Annotated in this window: 12 protein-coding genes; 3 read left to right on the forward strand and 9 right to left on the reverse strand. The window is 65.8% G+C overall.

All coding sequences use genetic code 11. The features are described 5' to 3' along the window. Positions 1–18 precede the first annotated feature (18 nt). The 7 genes from HMPREF1224_RS19965 to mexP all read right to left on the reverse strand — a co-directional run bounded on the left by HMPREF1224_RS19965 (position 19) and on the right by mexP (position 9,045). Positions 19–1,005 carry an HOASN domain-containing protein gene (locus HMPREF1224_RS19965; RefSeq protein ID WP_003112894.1) on the reverse strand — a complete coding sequence of 329 codons (987 nt, stop codon included), beginning with the start codon at positions 1,003–1,005 and terminating at the stop codon, positions 19–21. Between the two features lie 32 nt (positions 1,006–1,037). Further along, complete coding sequence (locus HMPREF1224_RS19970; RefSeq protein ID WP_057375114.1) at positions 1,038–2,030, reverse strand: HOASN domain-containing protein; 993 nt, start codon at positions 2,028–2,030, stop codon at positions 1,038–1,040. Next, positions 1,966–2,169 carry a hypothetical protein gene (locus HMPREF1224_RS45895; RefSeq protein WP_223817538.1) on the reverse strand — a complete coding sequence of 68 codons (204 nt, stop codon included), beginning with the start codon at positions 2,167–2,169 and terminating at the stop codon, positions 1,966–1,968. Before HMPREF1224_RS45895 ends, HMPREF1224_RS19970 begins: the two co-directional genes overlap by 65 nt. 306 nt (positions 2,170–2,475) lie before the next feature. After that, positions 2,476–2,670: a heavy-metal-associated domain-containing protein gene (locus HMPREF1224_RS19975; RefSeq protein WP_003092060.1), complete on the reverse strand. Its 195-nt coding sequence runs from the start codon at positions 2,668–2,670 to the stop codon at positions 2,476–2,478. Between the two features lie 587 nt (positions 2,671–3,257). Continuing rightward, entirely contained in the window at positions 3,258–4,733 is a 1,476-nt protein-coding gene (opmE, locus tag HMPREF1224_RS19980) for a multidrug efflux transporter outer membrane subunit OpmE (protein WP_003112893.1), read from the reverse strand. Continuing rightward, the gene (gene mexQ, locus HMPREF1224_RS19985; protein ID WP_003112892.1) at positions 4,730–7,891 is read right to left on the reverse strand and encodes a multidrug efflux RND transporter permease subunit MexQ; all 3,162 of its coding nucleotides are present in this window, start codon (positions 7,889–7,891) and stop codon (positions 4,730–4,732) included. The genes opmE and mexQ overlap by 4 nt, the downstream gene beginning before the upstream one ends. Continuing rightward, a complete protein-coding gene (gene mexP / locus HMPREF1224_RS19990; RefSeq protein ID WP_003119548.1) occupies positions 7,888–9,045 on the reverse strand; it encodes a multidrug efflux RND transporter periplasmic adaptor subunit MexP in 1,158 nt (385 codons plus the stop codon). Before mexP ends, mexQ begins: the two co-directional genes overlap by 4 nt. A 376-nt stretch (positions 9,046–9,421) precedes the next feature. Here mexP and gloA point away from each other — a divergent pair, with 376 nt between their 5' ends. After that, positions 9,422–9,808: a lactoylglutathione lyase gene (gene gloA / locus HMPREF1224_RS19995; protein ID WP_003110007.1), complete on the forward strand. Its 387-nt coding sequence runs from the start codon at positions 9,422–9,424 to the stop codon at positions 9,806–9,808. A 94-nt stretch (positions 9,809–9,902) separates the two neighbouring features. On the opposite strand, the gene HMPREF1224_RS20000 is transcribed toward gloA, so the two are convergent. Continuing rightward, positions 9,903–11,120, reverse strand: a complete 1,218-nt coding sequence (locus HMPREF1224_RS20000; protein ID WP_003092065.1) for an argininosuccinate synthase — start codon at positions 11,118–11,120, stop codon at positions 9,903–9,905. Positions 11,121–11,237: 117 nt separating this feature from the next. After that, positions 11,238–12,203 (reverse strand): flagellar protein MotY, encoded by a 966-nt coding sequence (motY, locus tag HMPREF1224_RS20005; RefSeq protein WP_003092066.1) that lies wholly within the window; start codon positions 12,201–12,203, stop codon positions 11,238–11,240. A 132-nt stretch (positions 12,204–12,335) separates the two neighbouring features. On the opposite strand from motY, the gene pyrC reads away from it, so the two are divergent. Further along, the gene (gene pyrC, locus HMPREF1224_RS20010; protein ID WP_003092068.1) at positions 12,336–13,382 is read left to right on the forward strand and encodes a dihydroorotase; all 1,047 of its coding nucleotides are present in this window, start codon (positions 12,336–12,338) and stop codon (positions 13,380–13,382) included. Next, positions 13,379–14,053: a ribonuclease T gene (gene rnt / locus HMPREF1224_RS20015; RefSeq protein WP_003092070.1), complete on the forward strand. Its 675-nt coding sequence runs from the start codon at positions 13,379–13,381 to the stop codon at positions 14,051–14,053. Before pyrC ends, rnt begins: the two co-directional genes overlap by 4 nt. Positions 14,054–14,063 lie beyond the last annotated feature (10 nt).

Genomic DNA, 14,063 nt, shown 5'->3' on the forward strand with positions numbered 1-14,063 from the left:
GCTTTGTCCCGGTGGAAGTCACTTGACGCTCTGCATCTCTTCCCAGATCGCGTCGTAATAGGCCCTTTCCACACGGAAGTGCTGCGATAGCGAGGTCAGGAACGCATTCTGGAACTGCACGTCCGGAATCCGCCGCGCGATGAGTTGCCATTCGCGCTTGGCCCGCGGCGGTACGAGGCTGATGTGGACCTTGTAGTACTCCGCCTGGTCCTCGCTCAGGCCGGCCTGGAGCAGGGCCCGATAGAGCTTTTCGTGGTTCCCCGGCACGACCAGTTCGGTGATGTAGAACACCGCCAGCCCCCAACCGACCTCGGCATGCCGGAAGGCACGGGCACGATTGTTCAGGTAGGCGATTTCCTCGGGCATCGTCGACACGGCCTGGAAGTCCGCCTCCAGGCCGATGGCCTCGAGCAGCTTGGCCAGCAGGCGCGGATGCGAACCCTTTTCGTCTTCCTCGCCCAACTCGCCATAGAGGTAACGCGCGAGCGCCGCGGCCTCGTCCACATCGGTCAGGTTGACCAACAGGTCGGCCGCATCGCGGTACAGGCGGAAGGTGCGGAACCACTGGTGACGGAGGAACACCTGGAGCTGCGCGCGGGAGGCCGAGCCGGAGAACACGTACTGCGACATCGGGTGCCGCTCGCGGGACTGCGCGGCGATTTCCTGTTCGAGACGCTTCTGGAAATCCTCCTCGGACAGCGCCCTGGAAAGATCGGCGGCGGGCATGAAACGCTCTTCGACGCGATAGATCGCCCGGGCCAGCCAGCGCCGGGTCTGGGCGGTCGCCACGTCGTCGCTCAACGAAAGGACGTAGAGCAACTGCTGGTACGCGGCATAGGCCTGGCGGTCGCCCTTGAGCCCTGCCTCGGCCAGCGCGGCCAGCTTGCTCGCGGCGCTATCGATCTGGCGGGAAGTAGCGTGGACGGCCAGCGCATCGGCAACGATGCGTGCTTCTTCGATGGGCAGGTTCTGCAACTGCGGCAGGGAAAAATTGCGGGTATTCATCCTGTACTCCTTGTTCTTGTTCTGGATAGGCATCAGGCCATGGCCAGGGAATTCGCCTGCATCTGCTCCCAGAGCAGGTCGAAGTAGGCCCGGTTGATTTCGAAGTGGCGCGCCAGCGACTGCATGAACTTGCGCTGGAAGTCTTCGCTCGGCGCGAACTTGGCGATCAGCGCCCACATCTCCTCGGTATCGATCTCGTCCTGGGTGCCGTGCAGGCGATGGAACTCGCTGGGTTGCTCGGGCACGCCCAGGCGCTGCAGGAGTTCGTAGATGCGCCGGTGGTTGACGCAGCTCACCGACTCGACCGCGTACAGGAGCGCAAGGCCCCAGGCGACATCGGTGTGCCGCACGCAACGGATACGGTTGTTGAGGTAGGCCTTCTCCAGCGGATGCAGCGCCGGGAAATCGATGCGCAGCGGTATGTCGAAGTAGGTCATCAGGTGGGACAGCAACGCGGGGTGCGAGCGCTCCGGCGTCTCCGCCCCGGCCTCGCCGTAGAGGTTGCGGTAGAACACCGAGGCGTCCTCGATGTTTTCGAAGCGGAAGGCCAGCTCCGCCAGGAGGCTGTAGAAGTTGTAGGAACGGACCCAATGGTGTTCCAGGAAGAAGCGCACGTCCTCGACCGGCGGCGTGCCCTGGAACAGGTGGACCGACATGGGATGGCGCACCCGGCTGCGCGCCTCGATCTCGGCGTCGACCTTCTTGCGGAACTCCTCCACCGGGACGGCGCTGAAACCGGCCGGCTCGGGAGCGAAACGATCCTCGACCAGGTAGACCTGGCTCGCCATCCAGCGGCGGGTCGGCTCCGTATGCGGATCGCTGCCTACGTGCAGTTCCAGGAGCAACGCCTGGTACTGCGCGTAAGCCGAAGCATCGCCGCCCAGGCCTTTGGCCGTGACCGCGAGAATCGCCTCGAGCGCGAGCGTGATCTGGTCCAGGGAGGCACCGGGTTTCAAGGCTTCAGCCAGGAGAGCCGATGCATTTCGGGCAGGTTCCGACATTGTCCGCTGGGAACGGATATTCATATCGGAGGAAGAACTGCAGCATTGCTGTAACGGATTTGAAGTCATTTGGATCACCCTTGTTTTTGTTGTTGTGCGGGGCGACCGTAAAGCTTGCCACGGTGGCAAGGTCAAGCAATGCAGCGGCCTTCTCGGCGGACAACGGAGTTCGCCGAAAGGTGCTCTTCGATAACACTGGATGCGCTGCGAAAAACCCCGAGCTAAAGGCCTGCGAATCCATCGGAGAATAACTTTTAGGGTTTCCTGTCAGCGCCTCTTTCCGTTCACATAACTGTCACCTCGCGGCCGACTGAAATATTGATTTACAAATTCCAAAGCGTTCTTTCCACAATAGCCAAGCGCCATTGATGGCATATGGCGCGCAGACTTCAATGAAAATCATTTTCCTATTGCCGGCACTGGGCGAAACGCTACTATCCGACCCTACGCCTGCGTCATGCCCATGCACTCAACGGCCCTCCGGATAACCGGCCTCGCTCAACGCCTCGAGGAATGCGTGCTTGTCCAGAGTGCTCTCGACCCTGGCCTCGCGCCGAGGGGGATCGGTCTCTACGCGCGCCTGGGGATCGACGCCGTGCAGGATACGGGTGACAGTCTTGGCACAACCGCCGCAGGTCATGTTCGGAATATGGAAAGAAAACATCGCAACCTCCTGGTTTGTTGACTCCTGCGAACCATGAGTCCTGCCATCGTGACAAGGTCAACTCATAAATCTCTCAGGTAAACCAAACTTTCAAAAATTCATATGAATAGTTCCAGAGGTTATTCCGCAAACTTAAAACAACGAGCAAAGCCAAGTTCGAACATATAGAACAACTCCGCCCGACAACCGAGATACCGCGTCAGCCAGCTCCACTCACTATTGAGGAACCTCTCGACGATATTCTCCGTGCGGCGCGAGCGCAGAGGCACAGGAGTGACTTCGTTCAATAGGAAACGGCGGGCAGCCGGAACGTACCTGAAGAACAGTGAGAAAGTAATACTTCTCCACTCTTCTGAACATTGAATTCCCGAGCAGATACTTTCCATCTGCCCTCTTCACTCATCCATCTGAATGAACTACCGAAAAAGAGTTCGGAACCGACTTATCGATAAGGCGGACAGGGACGAGTGATCCGCGCCAGGCAATCCGTACTCCCGGGGTTCGCCAAATAACCGGAGGACGCGCCGCACGGCCCTCGACCCAGGCAGTCGAGCGAAGGCCGGCGGCCGGAAGCCGCCGGCGGCTGATCAGGAGCGACTGTCGCGCTGCCGTGCCACGCCTGGAGAGGTATCGTCGGTAGCCACGCCACAGCGCCGCGCCCCCGCGCAGGCCTCCCAGCCACCCCCCAGCGCCTTGTAGATACCCACGACGGCAAGGCGCTGCTCGGTGCGCGCGATGCTCAATGCGCGCCGGCTGAGGTAGTCCGAGCGTTCCGCCTCGAGCACGTCCAGGTACTCGCCGTCCCCCTGGACGAAGCGCTCCCGGGCCAGGCGCGCCGCCTCGCGATTGGCCGTCGCCTCGAGCAGGCGCAGGCGGAGCCTGTCAGCGGCAGCGCCATAGCCGTTGAAGGCATCATCGGTCTCCTGCAGGGCGCGCAGTACCGTCCGGTCGTAGAGGATCAATGCCTCCTGCGCACGGGCTTCGCTGGCGGCGATCCGCGCCCACACGCGACCGCGGTCGAGTAACGCCCAGCGAATCACCGGGTTCAGGACGTTGAAGGACGTACCACTCTCGTCCAAAGCATCGAGATTGCCGGCGACCAGGCCGATCGAGCCGCGTACCTCGACCTGCGGATACAGCCCCGCGGTCTCGACGCCGATACGTGCGGTCGCGGCCGCCAGGTTGCGTTCGGCCGCGGCGATGTCGGCGCGACGCGCCAGCAGTCCCGCCGGGTCGCCGACCCCGAGGGTGCGGAGCGTCAGCCTTTCCCCGGAGGCACGGGCGACCGGCGGGCTGAAGGCCTGCGGGGCTTCCGCGAGGAGAACGGCCAGCGCATTGCGGGTGGCGGCGCGGCGCCGTTCGAGGTCGGGCACGGCCGCCTCGACGTTGTGCAATAACGCTTCGGCGCGCAACCGGTCGAACTCGTGGGCGGAGCCGGCGCTGACCAGGCGTTCGACCATCTCCAGGCTGTCGCGCTGGTTGCCGGCGATGTCATGGACCACCGCAAGTTCGGCCTCGATGCCCTGTAGCTGGAACCAGGACATGGCAACCGTAGCCGCGACGCTCGCCTGCACGTTGCGCAGCAGGGCCTCGCGCGAGCCCGCCTGCGCCTCGGCGGCCTCCACCGAGCGCCGCACCCGGCCGAACAGGTCGATTTCCCAGGAAGCATCCAGCGCGCCGCGATAGGTCTCGATGTCGCGCTGCTGGCCGGCCGGTGTTTCCACCTCGCCGCGCCGCCGGGCCTGGTAATCGAACGCCGGGCCGCCGCGCGGCAGGAACTCTTCGCGGTTCTCGCGCAGCAGCGCCTTCGCTTCGTCCAGGCGCGCGCCGGCAAGGGCGATGTCGAGGTTCGCCGCGAGCGCCCGCTGGATCAGAGACTCCAGGGCTGGCTCGTCGAACCCGCGCCACCACTCGATCTCCACGCCACTGCCATCGATACCCGCCGGCATCGCGCCGAAGCTGGCCGGTGCGGACGCGCTCGGCGGCGCATAGTCGGGCCCCACCGCGGCACAGCCGCCCAGCAGGATCAGCGCGCTCAACGAAGACCGCAGGTATGGCTTCATGGACGGCCTCCCTCCAGATGCGCCAGGCTGCCGCCGGCGCGTCGCTCCAGGCGCGCCGCCAGTGCCCGTACCAGTACGTAGAACACCGGCGTGAGGAACAGGCCGAACAGCGTCACCCCGAGCATCCCGGCGAATACCGCGACGCCCATCGCCTGGCGCATTTCCGCTCCGGCGCCGCTGGCCATGACCAACGGCACCACGCCGGCGATGAACGCCAGCGAGGTCATCAGGATCGGCCGCAGGCGCAGGCGGCAAGCCTCGACCACCGCCTCCAGCGCACGGGCGCCCTCGGCCTCCAGCGTGCGGGCGAACTCGACGATCAGGATCGCGTTCTTCGCCGCCAGGCCTACCAGCACCACCAGCCCGATCTGGACGAACACGTTGTTGTCGCCGCCCACCAGCCACACCCCGGCGATCGCGCTGAGCAGGCACATCGGCACGATCAGCAGGACCGCCAGCGGCAACAGCCAGCTGTTGTACTGCGCGGCGAGGATCAGGTAGGCCAGCAGCACGCACAGCGGGAAGATGAACAGCGCGCTGTTGCCGGCCAGCTTCTGCTGGTAGGTCAGGTCGGTCCATTCGAAGGTCATGCCCTCGGGCAGCACTTCGCCGGCCAGGCGCTCCATCAACGCCACCGCCTGTCCCGAACTGACGCCGGGAAGCGCGCCGCCGCTGATATCCGCCGACGGATAGCCGTTGTAGTGGATCACCCGGTCGGGACCGGAGCTGGGCGTCACGGTGACGAACGAGGACAGCGGCAACATCGCCCCGGCGGCATTGCGTACCTGCAGGCGCCCGATGGCTTCGGCCTGCATGCGGTGCGGCGCATCGGCCTGGGCAGTGACCTTGTAGGTGCGACCGAAGCGGTTGAAGTCGTTGATGTACAGCGAGCCGAGGTAGACCTGCAATGCCTCGAACACATCGGCCAGGCGAACGCCCTGGCTCTTCACCTTGGTGCGGTCGACCACCACCTCGAGCTGCGGGGCATTGATATCGAAGCTGGTCATCAAGCCCCCGAGCTGGCCGGACTCAGTGGCCTTCATCATCAGCACCTGGGTCTGCCTGGCCAGGGCTTCCAGCCCGGCGCCGCCGCGATCCTCGACCTGCATCTTGAAGCCGCCGATGGTTCCCAGCCCCGGTACCGGCGGCGGCGGGAAGACCCCGAGGAAGCCGTCGGGAATGCTGGCGAACCTGGCTTGCAGGCGCCCGGCGATGGCCAGCGCGCCGAGATCGGCGGAGGTGCGCGATTCGAACGGATCGAGCATGAAGAACATGACCGCGGCGTTCGGCACGTTGACGAAACCGTTCACCGACAGGCCCGGGAAGGCCACGACGCTCTCCACCCCCGGCTCGTCGAGGCCGATCCGGGACATCTGCCTGACCACCGCATCGGTACGCTCCAGCGACGCTCCGTTCGGCAACTGGGCGATGCCGACCAGATAGTACTTGTCCTGCATCGGCACGAAGCCCGGCGGCACCGCCTGGAAACCGACCCAGGTCAGGCCAAGCAGGCCCCCATACACCACCAGGGCCAGGCCGCTCACCCGCACCACCTTGCGCACCGCGTTGCCGTAGGCCTCGGGGGCATTTCGCAACGGTCGGCCGAGGACCTGGAGCAGTCGCTGGAAGCGCCCCGCCACCGCACCTCCGGCCGGCCGCGGACGCAACAGCAGGCCCGCCAGGGCCGGGCTGAGGGTCAGCGAGTTGAGCGCCGACAGGATGGTGGAGATGGCGATGGTCAGGGCGAACTGACGATAGAACTCGCCCTGCAGGCCACTGAGAAAGGCCGTGGGGATGAACACCGCCGCCAGCACCGAGGTGATCGCCATGATCGGCCCGGTGACCTCGTCCATCGCACGCCGCGCGGCCTGGAGCGGCGGCTCGCCGTTCTCGATGTGGCGCTCGACGTTTTCCACCACCACGATGGCGTCATCGACGACGATGCCGATCGACAACACCAGGCCGAACAACGACAGGGTATTCAGCGAGAAACCCATCAGGTGCATGACGGCGAAGGTGCCGACCAGCGAGACCGGCACGGCCATCAGCGGAATCAGCGAAGCACGCCAGCTACGCAGGAACAGCACCACCACCACCACGACCAGCAGGATCGCCTCCAGCAGGGTGGTGGCCACGGTCTGCAACGAAGCGCGGACGAACACCGTCGGGTCGTAGGCGATGCGCGCGCTCAGGCCGGCCGGGAAGTTGCCTTCGAGCCTCGCCACGGTGGCACGCACCGCTTCGGCGGTATCCAGCGCGTTGGCTCCGGGGCTCTGGATGATCTGCAAGGCCACCGCCGGCTCGCCGTCCAGCAGGCTGCGCAGCGCATAGGCATCGCCGCCCATCTCGATCCGCGCGACGTCGCGCAGGCGCGTCACCTGGCCGTCGGCGCCGGTGCGGACGATGATGTCGCCGAACTGCTCTTCGTCGCTCAGCCGCCCGAGGGTATTCACCGTGACCTGGAAGGCCGCGGTGGAGTCCGGCGCCTGGCCGACGGCGCCGGCCGCCACCTGGACGTTCTGTTCGCGTACCGCGGCGATCACTTCGCCCGCCGTCAGCCCGCGCGCGGCGATCAGGTCGGGGTCGAGCCACAGGCGCATGCTGTACTCGCCGGCGCCCCACACCACCACATCGCTGATCCCCGGCAGGCGCAGCAGTTCGTCGCGCACCTGGAGGTAGGCGTAGTTCGAGATGTACAGCGGGTCGTAGCGTTGCTCCGGCGACAGCAGGTGCACCACCATGAGGATGTCCGGCGAGGTCTTCTGGGTGACCACGCCCTGCCGCTGCACCTCGTCGGGCAGGCGCGAGAGCACCCGCGAGACCCGGTTCTGCACCTGGATCTGGGCCATGTCGGGATCGATGTGCTGGTCGAAGGTGATGGTCAGGATCATTCGCCCGTCGGTGGCCGACTGCGAGGACATGTACAGCATCCCCTCGACCCCGGTGATCGCCTGCTCCAGCGGTGTCGCCACCGTCTGCGCGATCACGTCGGGGTTGGCGCCGGGATAGGCGGTAGTCACCTGCACGGTCGGCGGCGTCACCGCCGGGTATTCGCTCAGCGGCAACTGGAAGAACGAAACGATGCCTCCGATCATCATCAGCACCGAAAGAACGATGGCGAAGATCGGCCTATCGATGAAGAAGCGTGGGAATGTCATTGTGCGGCCCCCACGGTCTTCGACAGGTCGACGGGCGTGCCATCGATTTCCGCAAGGCGCGGTGTGATCTGCATGTCCGGCCGGACCAGGCCCTTGACGACGATGCGCTCGCCCGGCTGCAGGCCCTGGCGGACGACCCGCAGGCCGTCGACCATCGGGCCGAGTTCCACCGGCCGGTACTGGGTCTTGTTGCCTTCGTCGACGACCAGCACATAGCGCCTGCCCTGGTCGGTGCCGATGGAATGGTCGGCGACCAGCACCTGCGCGCGAGGCTTGCCGGTCTCCAGCCTGACCTTGGCGAACAGCCCCGGCGTCAGTTGCCCGTCCGGGTTGTCCACCACCGCCCGAACCCGGACCGTGCCGGTCCCGCGGTCGGCGGCGTTGGCGAGGAAATCGAGGCGACTGCTTCGTCCATAGGACTCGTCGGTGAGCAGCGCCACCTTGACCCTGGGGGCCTGCTCGCCTTCCCTGCCGCGGGTCGGCGCCAGGGCCTGCAGGTAGGTGCGCTCGTCGACATCGAAGTACACGTACAGCGGATCGACCGAAACGATGCTGGTCAGCGCGGTGACGCCATTGGTGACGTAGTTGCCCTCGGTGACCTGGATATGCCCGACACGCCCGCCGATCGGTGCCGTCACCCGCGTGAAGCCGAGATCCAGTTGCGCCGCGTCGAGGGCGGCCCTGGCCGCATCGACCTGGGCCTTGCTGGCATTGCGCGAGGCGATGGCGCTGTCGAGCCGCTCCCGGGCGACGACCTTCCGCGCATACAGCAGCTCGGCTCGCTCGTGTTCGGTGCGCGCCAGCAACGCCGCGGCCTCGGCCTCGCGCAGGCGTGCCCTGGCGGCATCCTGCGCCGCCTTGAACACGCGCGGGTCGATGAGGAACAGTTGCTGGCCCTTCTCCACCAGGCGGCCTTCCGGCACCGTAACGTCCTGGATGTAGCCGGCGACGCGCGGCCGCAGTTCTACCTGCTCGACAGCGGTCAGCGAGCCGGTGAACTCGGCGTAGGGTGTCACCGGGCGAACCACCACCTCGGCGACGGGAACGCTTGGCGGGGCGCTCGCCGCCCCCGGCGGCGCCGATTCCCCGCAGCCAGCGATAAGGGCCGCGACACCTAGCGTCGCGGTGATGCGGATGAAGTGTCTGAGATTCATTGTTGTGCCTTCCTGGTCTGAGCCTGCGTGGCCTGGCTGGACGAAACCGCTTCCGTGGCCGGTTATCAACCTTGACACCTTGGCAAGGTCAACCCCCCTTTTTTCCGACCTCATGGCGAAGGCGCAGCGAGCTTTCGGCCGGTCACCGGGGGCGGGACGCCTGGCACGCTCGGAGACGCAGCGGGCAGCTCGGGAGGGTGGCGGAGGCAGGCCGACCGGCTATCGACGGCCGGCCCAGGGAAGAGGCGAAACGCCCCGTAGGAAGGGAAGTCCGGCAAAGGGCCGGTCGCCGGGACGGGGACGATCCCGATCTCGCAGCCGGTTGCCGGCCACATGGTAAAATCCGCCTTTGACCGTGAAGCTCGAGGCAATGAAAATGCGCATTCTCCATACCATGATCCGGGTCGGAAACATCGATCGCTCGATCGATTTCTATACCCGGGTGCTAGGCATGACCCTGCTCAGGAAGAACGACTATCCCGACGGCCAGTTCACCCTCGCCTTCGTCGGCTATGGCAACGAGGCGGATTCCGCGGTGATCGAGCTTACCCACAACTGGGGCGTGGATGCCTACGAGATCGGCACCGGCTACGGCCATATCGCCATCGAGGTCGACGACGCCTACCAGGCCTGCGACGACATCCGCAACAACGGCGGCCAGGTCACCCGCGAAGCCGGGCCGATGAAGCACGGTACCACCGTGATCGCCTTCGTGACCGACCCGGACGGCTACAAGATCGAACTGATCCAGAAGTCTTCCTGAACGGCCCCGGCTATCGCTTTCAGCAATCAGGAACGAAGAACCCCGGCTCATGGCCGGGGTTCTTCGTTCCATCTCAGGCGGCGGCGCGCGTCGGTCAGGACAGCGTGCGGCCCTTGTTCGCGGCGATGCGCATGCGCAGCGCGTTGAGCTTGATGAAGCCCGCGGCATCGGCCTGGTTGTAGGCGCCGCCGTCTTCCTCGAAGGTCGCGATGTTGGCGTCGAACAGCGAGTCGTCGGACTTGCGGCCCACCACCACGACGTTGCCCTTGTACAGCTTCAGGCGCACTACGCCGTTCACGTTGACCTGCGAGGCGTCGATCATCTGCTGCAGCATCAGGCGCTCCGGGCTCCACCAGTAGCCGGTGTAGATCAGGCTGGCGTACTTGGGCATCAGCTCGTCTTTCAGGTGGGCCACTTCGCGGTCCAGGGTGATCGACTCGATGGCGCGGTGGGCCTTGAGCATGATGGTGCCGCCGGGGGTCTCGTAGCAGCCACGGGACTTCATGCCGACATAGCGGTTCTCGACGATGTCGAGGCGGCCGATGCCGTTGATCCCGCCGACGCGGTTCAGCTCGGTGAGCACCTCGGCCGGGGTCATGTCCTTGCCGTCGATGGCGACGATGTCGCCCTTGCGGTAGGTCAGCTCGATGTAGGTCGGGGTGTCCGGCGCGTTTTCCGGGGAAGCGGTCCACTTCCACATGTCTTCTTCGTGCTCGGTCCAGGTATCTTCCAGCACGCCGCCTTCGTAGGAGATATGCAGGAGGTTGGCGTCCATCGAGTACGGCGACTTCTTCTTGCCGTGGCGCTCGATCGGGATGCCGTGCTTCTCGGCATAGTCCATCAGCTTCTCGCGGGACAGCAGGTCCCACTCGCGCCAGGGCGCGATCACCTTGACGCCGGGCTTCAGCGCGTAGGCGCCCAGCTCGAAGCGGACCTGGTCGTTGCCCTTGCCGGTGGCGCCGTGGGAGATGGCGTCGGCGCCGGTCTCGTTGGCGATCTCGATCAGGCGCTTGGCGATCAGCGGACGAGCGATGGAGGTGCCCAGCAGGTACTCGCCTTCGTAGACGGTGTTGGCGCGGAACATCGGGTAGACGAAGTCGCGGACGAATTCTTCGCGCAGGTCGTCGATGTAGATTTCCTTGACGCCCATCGCGCGGGCCTTGGCGCGAGCCGGTTCGACTTCCTCGCCCTGGCCGAGGTCGGCGGTGAAGGTCACCACTTCGCAGTTATAGGTATCTTGCAACCACTTCAGAATTACCGAGGTATCCAGGCCGCCGGAATACGCCAGGACTACCTTCTTCACATCCGCCATGCCATCACTCCACGGGGGTCGTCACGAAAAGCGACAATTCTACGCAGGGCATTCGGGAAATTACAGAGGGGCGACAGCTTTAGACGCAAAAGCGACAGATTCTATCGTTTGCGCGACTCAAACCGTGGGTTTTCCCTGAAGCGAGGCGGCCGGAGGCTTCGGTGCGGCAGGTTCTGCCGCGGGCGGCGCCGGCTTGTCCTCGGCCTTCGGCGCTTCCGTCGCCGGCTCGACCACCGCCTCGCGCGACAGGTGCACGGTGACCCGGCGGTTGCGCGCACGGTTGGCGGCGCTGTTGTTGGCCACCAGCGGGTAGCGCTCGCCATAGAAGCGCACGTTGATCTGGCTTTCCGGCACCCCGTTGCTCTTCAGGTACTCCTGCACCGCCAGCGCGCGGCGGCGCGACAGGTCGCGGTTGGTCAGGCGGTTGCCGCTGTTGTCGGAGTGCCCGTCGAGTTCGATCCGGTTGATGCTCGGATCGGCCTTGAGCAGTTGCAGGATGATGTCCAGCTTGGCTCGCGCCACGTCGTTCAGCGCCGTGCCGCCGTCGGGGAAGCCGACCTGGGCCAGCTTGACCTGGTCGAAGTTCACCGGCAGCAGCTTGGCGATGCAGGCCTGGTACTGGCTGTAGACGCTGGCGAAGCGCGCCGGCAGCAGGCGCACCTCCAGGCGATCGCCCTGCCAGGTGCGATGGCGGACCAGCGGGCTGCGCCCCTCGAGCAGGCCGGTGAGCAACCGACCGGCCTGTTGCTGGTTGCTGTTGAACGGCACCTCGCCGCTACCGATGCTGACCTGGCCAAGGTTGATGTCGCCCTGTCCCGGTCGCCAGGGCGGCGCGGCAGCCAGCAGGGTCGCCGACCCGCGCCCCAGCCACTGGGCCTCGGGCTTCAGGCGGAAGGTCGCCTGCTCGCCGGCACGCCGGACGAACTCGCCGACCCCGAAATTCGCCACCGGCTGCGACAGGCGGCATTCGAACTGGTCGCCTTCGACCTTCCACTCGACGCTCTCCAGCCGCGTCTGGAAGGTCACCGCCAGCGCCGGCAGGCTGCTGAGCAGGAAAGGCAATAGAAGAAGGCGCGGCTGCACGACGGCGGGCTCCGGGAAAGCGTCCAAATACGAAGGATGTATCGGACGGCCCGGACAAAACTTGATAGCGAGTGCCCCGCCCCCCCTTTTCCGGTAGCATTTCCCCCCACGAAATCCCGTCCTGGAAGCCCCATGTCCGACCGTCTCACCCTCCTGCGCCCCGACGACTGGCACATTCACCTGCGTGACGGTGCCGCGCTGGCCAATACCGTCGGCGACGCCGCCCGCACCTTCGGCCGCGCCATCGTCATGCCGAACCTGGTGCCGCCGGTGCGCAACGCCGCCGAAGCCGACGCCTACCGGCAGCGCATCCTCGCCGCCCGCCCCGCCGCCAGCCGCTTCGAGCCGCTGATGGTGCTGTACCTCACCGACCGCACCAGCGCCGAGGAAATCCGTACCGCCAAGGCCAGCGGCTTTGTGCATGCCGCCAAGCTCTATCCGGCAGGCGCCACCACCAACTCGGACTCTGGCGTGACCCGCATCGACAATATCTTCGAAGCGCTCGAGGCGATGGCCGAGGTCGGCATGCCGCTGCTGGTGCATGGCGAGGTGACCCGCGCCGAGGTCGACGTATTCGATCGTGAGAAGCAGTTCATCGACGAGCACCTGCGCCGGGTGGTCGAGCGCTTCCCGACCCTGAAGGTGGTCTTCGAGCACATCACCACCGGCGACGCCGCCCAGTTCGTCCGGGAAGCCCCGGCCAACGTCGGCGCGACCATTACCGCCCATCACCTGCTGTACAACCGCAACCACATGCTGGTCGGCGGTATCCGTCCGCACTTCTATTGCCTGCCGATCCTCAAGCGCAACACCCACCAGGAAGCCCTGCTGGACGCCGCGGTGAGCGGCAATCCGAAATTCTTCCTCGGCACCGACTCGGCGCCGCATGCCCGCCACGCCAAGGAAGCCGCCTGCGGTTGCGCCGGCTGCTACAGCGCCTACGCCGCCATCGAGCTGTATGCCGAGGCCTTCGAACAGCGCAATGCGCTGGACAAGCTGGAAGGCTTCGCCAGCCTGCACGGCCCGGACTTCTATGGCCTGCCGCGCAACACCGACCGGATCACCCTGGTCCGCGAGGAATGGCAGGCGCCCGCCAGCCTCCCCTTCGGCGACTTCGACGTGGTGCCGCTGCGCGCCGGCGAGACACTCCGCTGGAAACTGCTGGAGGCCGGGGCATGAGCGAAGACAACTTCGACGACGAATTCGACGGCAGCCTCCCCAGCGGCCCGCGCCATCCGATGGCGCGCCGCTTCCGCGGCTACCTGCCGGTAGTGGTGGACGTCGAGACCGGCGGCTTCAACTCGGCCACCGACGCGCTGCTGGAAATCGCCGCGACCACTGTCGGCATGGACGAGAAAGGCTTCCTGTTCCCGGAACACACCTACTTCTTCCGCATCGAGCCCTTCGAAGGCGCCAACATCGAGCCGGCCGCGCTGGAATTCACCGGCATCAAGCTTGACCACCCGCTGCGCATGGCGGTGCAGGAGGAAGCGGCACTCACCGAGATCTTCCGCGGCATCCGCAAGGCGCTGAAGGCCAATGGCTGCAAGCGGGCGATCCTGGTCGGCCACAACAGCAGCTTCGACCTCGGTTTCCTCAATGCCGCCGTGGCGCGTACCGGGATCAAGCGCAATCCGTTCCATCCCTTCTCCAGCTTCGACACCGCCACCCTGGCTGGCCTCGCCTACGGCCAGACGGTCCTGGCCAAGGCCTGCCAGGCCGCCGGCATGGAGTTCGACAACCGCGAGGCGCACTCGGCACGCTACGACACCGAGAAGACCGCCGAGCTGTTCTGCGGCATCGTCAACCGCTGGAAGGAAATGGGCGGCTGGATGGATGACGACGACTGAGCCTCGGCCC

It is taken from the genome of Pseudomonas sp. P179 (genome assembly GCF_000478485.2).
Taxonomy (GTDB): Bacteria; Pseudomonadota; Gammaproteobacteria; order Pseudomonadales; family Pseudomonadaceae; genus Pseudomonas; species Pseudomonas aeruginosa.